This is a genomic window from Mesorhizobium sp. M7A.F.Ca.MR.176.00.0.0 (assembly GCF_004023165.1).
Classification (GTDB): domain Bacteria; phylum Pseudomonadota; class Alphaproteobacteria; order Rhizobiales; family Rhizobiaceae; genus Mesorhizobium.
The window spans coordinates 1-6,766 of the sequence record NZ_RZTC01000076.1 but is presented as its reverse complement, the minus strand read 5'-3'; the positions used below and the strand labels follow the sequence as shown (position 1 = coordinate 6,766).

At 63.3% G+C, this 6,766-nt stretch carries 8 protein-coding genes; 1 reads left to right on the top strand and 7 read right to left on the bottom strand.

Going from position 1 to position 6,766, the window contains the following annotated elements; translation table 11 throughout:
* Nucleotides 1-93 precede the first annotated feature (93 nt).
* The 7 genes from EOB59_RS23055 to EOB59_RS23025 form a co-directional block, all read right to left on the bottom strand.
* Nucleotides 94-585, bottom strand: coding sequence for a F0F1 ATP synthase subunit B (locus tag EOB59_RS23055; RefSeq protein WP_127270951.1), 492 nt, complete (start codon nucleotides 583-585; stop codon nucleotides 94-96).
* 10 nt (nucleotides 586-595) lie between these two features.
* Nucleotides 596-1,195 (bottom strand): F0F1 ATP synthase subunit B, encoded by a 600-nt coding sequence (locus tag EOB59_RS23050; RefSeq protein WP_128289310.1) that lies wholly within the window; start codon nucleotides 1,193-1,195, stop codon nucleotides 596-598.
* Nucleotides 1,196-1,258: 63 nt separating this feature from the next.
* Nucleotides 1,259-1,483 carry a F0F1 ATP synthase subunit C gene (locus tag EOB59_RS23045; RefSeq protein ID WP_006206606.1) on the bottom strand — a complete coding sequence of 75 codons (225 nt, stop codon included), beginning with the start codon at nucleotides 1,481-1,483 and terminating at the stop codon, nucleotides 1,259-1,261.
* Between the two features lie 85 nt (nucleotides 1,484-1,568).
* The gene (locus tag EOB59_RS23040) at nucleotides 1,569-2,327 is read right to left on the bottom strand and encodes a F0F1 ATP synthase subunit A (RefSeq protein ID WP_023808677.1); all 759 of its coding nucleotides are present in this window, start codon (nucleotides 2,325-2,327) and stop codon (nucleotides 1,569-1,571) included.
* Nucleotides 2,328-2,386: 59 nt separating this feature from the next.
* A complete protein-coding gene (locus EOB59_RS23035; RefSeq protein ID WP_127397544.1) occupies nucleotides 2,387-2,794 on the bottom strand; it encodes an AtpZ/AtpI family protein in 408 nt (135 codons plus the stop codon).
* A gap of 254 nt (nucleotides 2,795-3,048) precedes the next feature.
* Nucleotides 3,049-4,230: a cell wall hydrolase gene (locus tag EOB59_RS23030; protein ID WP_127328440.1), complete on the bottom strand. Its 1,182-nt coding sequence runs from the start codon at nucleotides 4,228-4,230 to the stop codon at nucleotides 3,049-3,051.
* Nucleotides 4,231-4,373: 143 nt separating this feature from the next.
* Nucleotides 4,374-5,663 (bottom strand): MFS transporter, encoded by a 1,290-nt coding sequence (locus EOB59_RS23025; RefSeq protein ID WP_128289309.1) that lies wholly within the window; start codon nucleotides 5,661-5,663, stop codon nucleotides 4,374-4,376.
* A 119-nt stretch (nucleotides 5,664-5,782) separates the two neighbouring features.
* On the opposite strand from EOB59_RS23025, the gene EOB59_RS23020 reads away from it, so the two are divergent.
* Nucleotides 5,783-6,691: a LysR substrate-binding domain-containing protein gene (locus EOB59_RS23020; protein WP_027036003.1), complete on the top strand. Its 909-nt coding sequence runs from the start codon at nucleotides 5,783-5,785 to the stop codon at nucleotides 6,689-6,691.
* Nucleotides 6,692-6,766 lie beyond the last annotated feature (75 nt).

Below are 6,766 nucleotides of genomic sequence, written 5' to 3'. Positions count from 1 at the left end.
GAGACAGCCTCGAGGGGGGAGATTATCCCCGCCCACAACAAAAAAGCCGCCAGGTTGCCCGGGCGGCTTTCGATGATTGGCTAGCGGGACCCTCTAATTCAGCTTCGACTTCACGTCCGCAAGCGATGCCTTGAACAGATCGGCACCGGCCTTGGCGTCGATCTTGCCGGCAAGCAGCGCGCGCGCTGCCTCTACGGCGATGTCGACGGCGCTGGCGCGGACTTCGCTGATGGCGTCACGCTCGGCCTGGCCGATCTTCTGCTCGGCAAGCGCGGTGCGCCTGACAACATAGTCCTCGGTCTTCTTGTGCGCTTCGGCGGCAAGCAAGTCGGCTTCGCGCTTGGCGGCGGCGACGATGTCGGCGGCCTCCTGCTCGGCTTCCTTGCGCTTGCGCTGATACTGGCCAAGCAGTTGCTGGGCTTCCTCGCGCAGCCGGCGCGCTTCGTCGAGCTCGTTGCTGATCCTTTCGGCGCGGGCGTCGAGCGCCTTGGCGATCAGGCGAGGCACCTTGATGTAGACGGCAATGCCCAGGAAGATGACCAGGGCAACCGTGGCCCAGAGCGTCGCGAGAGATGTGGCGTCCATGATGCGCTCCTCACCGGGCCACGGATTTGACCGCGGCCGCGATCTCTGCCTTGCTGGCCTTGCCGCCAACCAGGGCTTCGACAATCGCCGAAGCGGTGTCCTCGGCGATGCTGCCGACTTCCTTCATGGCATTGGCCTTGATGGAAGAAATGCGGGCCTCGGCTTCGCCAAGCTTGGCGTCGAGCGCGGCCTCGACCTTCTTGCGAGCGGTGTCGGCCTCGGCCTTAGCCGCGTCGTTGGCCTGCTGGCCGATCGCGTTGGCCTTGGTCTTGGCTTCCGCCAGTTCCTGCTCGTAGGCAGCAACGGCAGCGTCGGCCTCGCCCTTCAACTTGGCCGCCTGATCGAGATCCTGCGTGATGCGATCGTTGCGGACATCGATGATGCCGCCGACGCGCGGCATCACAACCCGCTTCAGGAAGAGATAGAACAGCCCGAAGATGATCGCCAGCCACAGAAGCTGCGACGGGAACGTCGCCGGATCGAATGGCGGAAACGTGCCATGCGCTTCAGCAGGCACACCGGTGCTGGAATGCGTGTCGCCTTCCGTAGCAGCGTGGCTGGTATCGGCTGATGGCGCGGACTCTTGCGCAAAGGCAGATGTCACGAACATGGACTATCCCCGAAATTCAGGCCCGCCGCTCGCGCGGCCGGCCTGTCCAATCTTCCCGAGTGCTCAGCCGAACAGGGCCAGAAGCGCGATGAGAAGCGAGAAGATGCCCAGAGCTTCGGTCACGGCGAAACCGAAGATCAGGCGGCCGAACTGGCCATCGGCAGCCGACGGGTTGCGCAGTGCGCCCGCGAGGTAGCTGCCGAAGATGTTGCCGAGGCCAATGCCCGCACCACCCATGCCCAGGCAAGCGATGCCGGCGCCGATGTACTTTGCTGCTTCTGCGTCCATTTGTTCAACTCCTTTGGATCTAAAATTCCGTTGCGATTCCATCCGGCGCCAATGTTGGAAATTCTTGGGCCGGAAACTTTTGGACCTAGTGCCCGGGGTGCAGGGCGTCGTTGAGATACATGCAGGTCAACACGGCAAAGACGTAGGCCTGCAGGAAGGCGACCAGCAGTTCCAGTGCCGTCAGCGCCACCGCCATCGCCAGAGGCAGGATCGAGCCGGCGACGCCGACCGCGCCGAGCGCGCTCAGGCTGACCACGAAGCCGGAAAACACTTTCAGCGTGATGTGGCCGGCGAGCATGTTGGCGAACAGACGAACCGAGAGGCTGACCGGGCGCGACACGAAGGAGATCACTTCGATCAGCACCACCAGTGGCAGCAGGAAGACCGGCACGCCATGCGGCACGAACAGTTTCAGGAAGCCAAAACCATGCTTCATGAAGCCGTAGACGACCACGGTTGCGATCACCAGCACGGCAAGGCCGAAGGTGACGATGATGTGGCTGGTGACGGTGAAGAAATACGGGAACAGGCCAAGCAGATTGGCGACGAGCACGAACATGAACAGCGAGAACACGAGAGGGAAGAACTTCATGCCTTGCGTGCCGGCGGCATCGCGCAACATGTTGCCGACGAACTCGTAGGCCATCTCGGAGACCGACTGAAGCCGCCCGGGAACCAGGCTGCGGCTTGACGTCGTGAGAAACAGGAATCCAGCCGCGACGATAACGGTTGCGACCATGAACAGTGCCGAATTGGTGAAAGACAGGTCATAGCCGCCGATGTCGATCGGAATCAGCTTGTTGATATGGAACTGGTGGATCGGATCGACCTTGTCAGCTGCCACGTTCAAACCCCGTCAATGCCGCGTACGGCCTCGTTACCATTACCGCACATGGTGCGCGGTCATTTCTTGTCGTCTTGGCCACGGCGCGATTTATCGCCCTGTCCAAATTCTGCCACAACGCCGGCGGAACGCATCACATTGAGCACTCCGGCGCCAAAACCAAGCAGCAGAAACACGATCAGACCCCATGGCGATGTCCCCGCCAGACGGTCGATGATCCAGCCGATGCCGGCACCCACCACCACCCCGGCGATAAACTCGCTGGAGAGTTTGAGCGCCTGACCGTAACCGGCCACACTGCCCGCTTTCGCGTCGTCTTTCCCCTCGAGCCGGCCCGGCCGCCTTGTCGCAAGCGAAGCTTCCAGGTCACGGCGGCGCCGCTCAAGATCGTCGTCGCGGATATCGGGTTCATGCTGATTGCCGCGGCCGGTTTCTCCGGTTCCGTCTGGCCCATTCTTGTCGGCCATCGCAACCCCCCTGCCCGGTCAGACCATCACCGTCCGTCCGCTTCTAAAGTCGCCGGCAACATAGTTAGAGGGTTTGCGCCCGTCAAGCCACGGGCGGAAGTTCATTGCCATGTATTTTAGGCAATAAAATCAATGGATTACAAAGCTGCGACATCGTGCCCGCCATGATGACAAGGATGCATGGCGCGAATCCCCCGCGCAATGGCCCTTTGATCGGCTGCGCGCCACATCAAAGATCAGCGGCTGCTCCGCACTCAGCTCCAGCCGCCGCCATAGGTCCGATAGAAGATATGCAGGCCGATCTTGGTCATCTTCTGCATCGTGCGCGCCCAGCCGGGATGGACATATTGGGCATAGTAGTGGGTCGACGATCCGACCTCCGGGATAAAGATCTTGCCGGCAGTGACGGCCATGGCGATCTCCTGGGCGGTCTTGTAGGCGGCTGGGCTATCGATGCGCTTCTTCCTGCCGTCGCAGGCGAAGGAGAACTGGCAACGGTTGAACCAGCTGTCGTTCTGGTAGACGACGCCGCAGATCGAATTCGGATAGGTCGGATTGCGGACGCGGTTGAGGATGACCTGGGCGACGGCGGCCTGGCCGCGCACGGATTCGCTCCTCGCCTCGAAATAGATGCCGTTGGCAAGGCATGCCTGCTCCTTCTGGGAGAAGACACTGGCGGGCAGCGGGTTCTGGATCCACGAATGATCGCCCTTGGCCATCGGCGGAATGAAGCGGCCCTCATTGGGCTGCTCGTCCTGAAGCAGGGCTTCGAAGGGCGATGCCTTGGCATAGTCAGGCTCGGACTGCGCGTAGGCGGTGGCCAGCACGTCCGGATGGTCGTTGTTGACCAGCGCTGCCAGCATGGCCGGCACGCCGGGATCCGGCTTCTTGTCCTCGCGCGCATGGAATGCCGCGGCGATCTGGATTTCCTTGCCTTTGATCTGCGGCTTGGCGAAAGCCATTTTCAGGCCGCTGTCCATGCTGGGCCGCAGCAAGGAGGAGGTGCGCTCGAAGATCGAGCCGGCGTTGAAGTTCTTCGGCGGTGCGACGGGAGACATCTGGACGATGCGCCCTTTCTTCTCGGCGCGCACGACGCGGTCCTCATCGGGCGTGCCGCTGACCTTGCCGCCCTTTCCGCGAAACGACACGTTGCCGACACCGGCCAGGTGGACACCCGATCCGGAGATGGAGCCGGTGACATCAGAATCGACAAAGGGCATCTCGGCAGCATGGGTCGAGCCGGCGACGGATTTCTCGACATAGGAATTCCAGCGGGTGTTCGCTTCGAGGCCGGAGACAAGGCTCGTCATGTCCTGATAGGCGACGATGGTCGGAAAGCCGATCCAGATGCCGAGACCGATGACGAACGGGGGCAGAAAGCCACGTCTTCTCTCACCGGCGGCGGCAACCAGCCGCTTCAACACACGTCGATGCACGGAACACTCTCCAGGAACGCGACAGACCCCACTGGAGAGCAAAATGATGCATTAACCTTGATGGGACGTTAACGGCTTCGATCGGACTGTTCTCAGCCGGCTTCAGGTCGTGGTTCCGAAGTCGGGCGGTTTTGCGGCCGAACTCAGGCCGGACGCAGGAAGATCGGCCGGGCGATCAGCGCGCAGATGGCGGCCGCCAGCCAGACGCCGGACCAAGACCAAAGGTGCAAGAGCCCCGGAATGGCCTCCGGCACCAGGAAGAAGCCTACGAAAACAAAGGTGTTGGCAAGGCTGAGCGCGGTCCCGACATGGCTGGCCCCGGCAAGGGTGGCAAGCTCGGTGTAGGCGACACCGTGCCAGGCGGAGACCGAGATGCCTGCGACAATAAGCACGACTGGAAGGACAGCCAACCAGATGAGCTGGCCGCCCGGAACGGTTGGGCCGAACAGGACCAGCAGCCAAAGCATGGCGAAGGCAAGGGCGCTGAACGCGCTGCACAAGCGAAGAAATTGGCGGCGGTTGCCGTGACGGTCGGTGAAGCGGCCGCTCCAGATGCGCATGACCATGGCGCCGATCTGAACGGCGGCGAGGCTCGCGCTGATTGCCGCCGTTCCCAACCCAACGAAATCGTGCAGGAATACGGAGGCGAAGGTGAGCACGGCCACCTGCGAAAAGCAGAGCAGGCCGATGGCGGTCGCGATACGCCAGACATCGCGATTGCGCAGCGGCGCCGGTCCGACCGCAGCCGAAGCGAGATGGCCCTCGCCCGCCGTCGGCGGCTCGTGCAGCCAGCGCCAGGCGAACAGGGCAGACAGAGCGGATGCGCCCGCCAGCACCCCGAACACCGCGCCAAAGCCGAAAGCCAGCGCAAGCGAGGGCAGCACGAGCGCGCCAAGGCCACCGCCAAGCGGCACCGCCGTCTGCCTGATGCTCATGGCAAAGCCGCGCTCGTTTTCCCGAAACCAGCCCATGATGGCGCGGCCGCTCGAACCGTTGACGCTGCCGCCGAGCAGTCCGGTGATGAGCAGGCTCGCGGAGAGCAGCGTGACGCCGGGAATACCGGCCTTTGTCGGCACAACCAGCATCGCCATGGCCAGGAGCCACACCGCCGTCGCGCCGAGCCCGATCAGGAGCACGCGGCGATCGCCCCAGCGATCGGTAAGCAGGCCCCAGGGCAGCTCGCTGAGCGCGACCCCCAGCCCGAGAAGGCCGAGCGCCAGGCCGAGCTCGGCATTGCCCAAATGATAGCCCTGGCGAAGAACGACCGCCGTCGCCGGGATGCCGGAGAACGTAGCCGAGAAGGCGGCATTGGCGGCAACGCCGATGCCCAGAACCTTCCAGCGATGGCCCGGCTTGAAAACCCTCCCGGCGGAACCGGCATCTTCCAGGAGCTTCGGCGACTGCCGATCGGTGCAATTGACGATGGCGGACATGATTTCATTTCCCGTGCTGGCCAGTGGTCCGGCCTTGACGATCTGTCCCTACCGCCATAATTTCATCCTGAAAATCAGGAAGTTTTGAACTTACAATCCTGAAAATCGGGACTTCAGACATGCGACGCGTAACTTTCGACCTCGACGTCCTGCGCAGTTTCGTCACCGGTATGGAGCTGGGCAGCTTTGCCAAGGCCGCTGACCGGCTTGGCCGGTCGACGTCGGCGGTCAGCGCGCAATTGAAGAAACTGGAAGAACAGGCGGCGACGCCGATCTTCCGCAAATCAGGACGCGGCCTCGCTTTGACCGAGGCCGGCGAGACCATGCTCGGCTATGCGCGCCGGCTGATCGAATTGAATGACGAGGCGGCATCCGCCATCCATGATGTCGAGCTGGAAGGCTGGGTACGGCTCGGCTTGCAGGAAGATTTCGGCGAGGCGGTGCTGCCGGACGTGCTCGGCCGATTTGCCCGGGCGCACCCCAAGGTGAAGATCGAAGCCAGGATCGCACGCAGCCACGACCTTGCTGAAAGGGTCATGTCAGGCAGCCTCGACATCGCGCTCGCCTGGCACTGCGGCGAAACGCTGCCCTACAGCCAGCATGTCGCCGATGTGCCGATGCGCTGGATCGGGCCGGCAAAGCGCATCGAGACCAGCCTGCGCGACGGTGAGCCGCTGCCGCTGGTGGCGCTCGAAGCGCCATGCCTTCTGCGCACGGTGGCAACCGAAACGCTCGACCGCGCCGGGCTGTCGTGGCGGATGGCCTTTTCCAGCCCGAGCCTTGGCGGCATCTGGGCAGCCGTGGCGGCGGGGCTGGGGCTGACGATCCGCACCGACATCGGCCTGCCGGCCAGCGTCAGCGCGATGACGCCGGAGATCGCCGGGCTGCCGGCATTGCCCAAAATGGCGTTGGTGCTGCACCAGAAGGATGCTGAACTGGATCCGGTGGCAGCGCGGCTGGCCGACATATTGTTGCAGGCGGCGTTGCAGGCGCTGCCACGGGACGAGCGGTTGAAGGAGGTCGCTTAGACAGCCGGAACAGGTATCCAGTGTCGCGTTCCGTCCCCTCTGTCCTGCGGACATCTCCCCCGCAAGGGGGGAGAT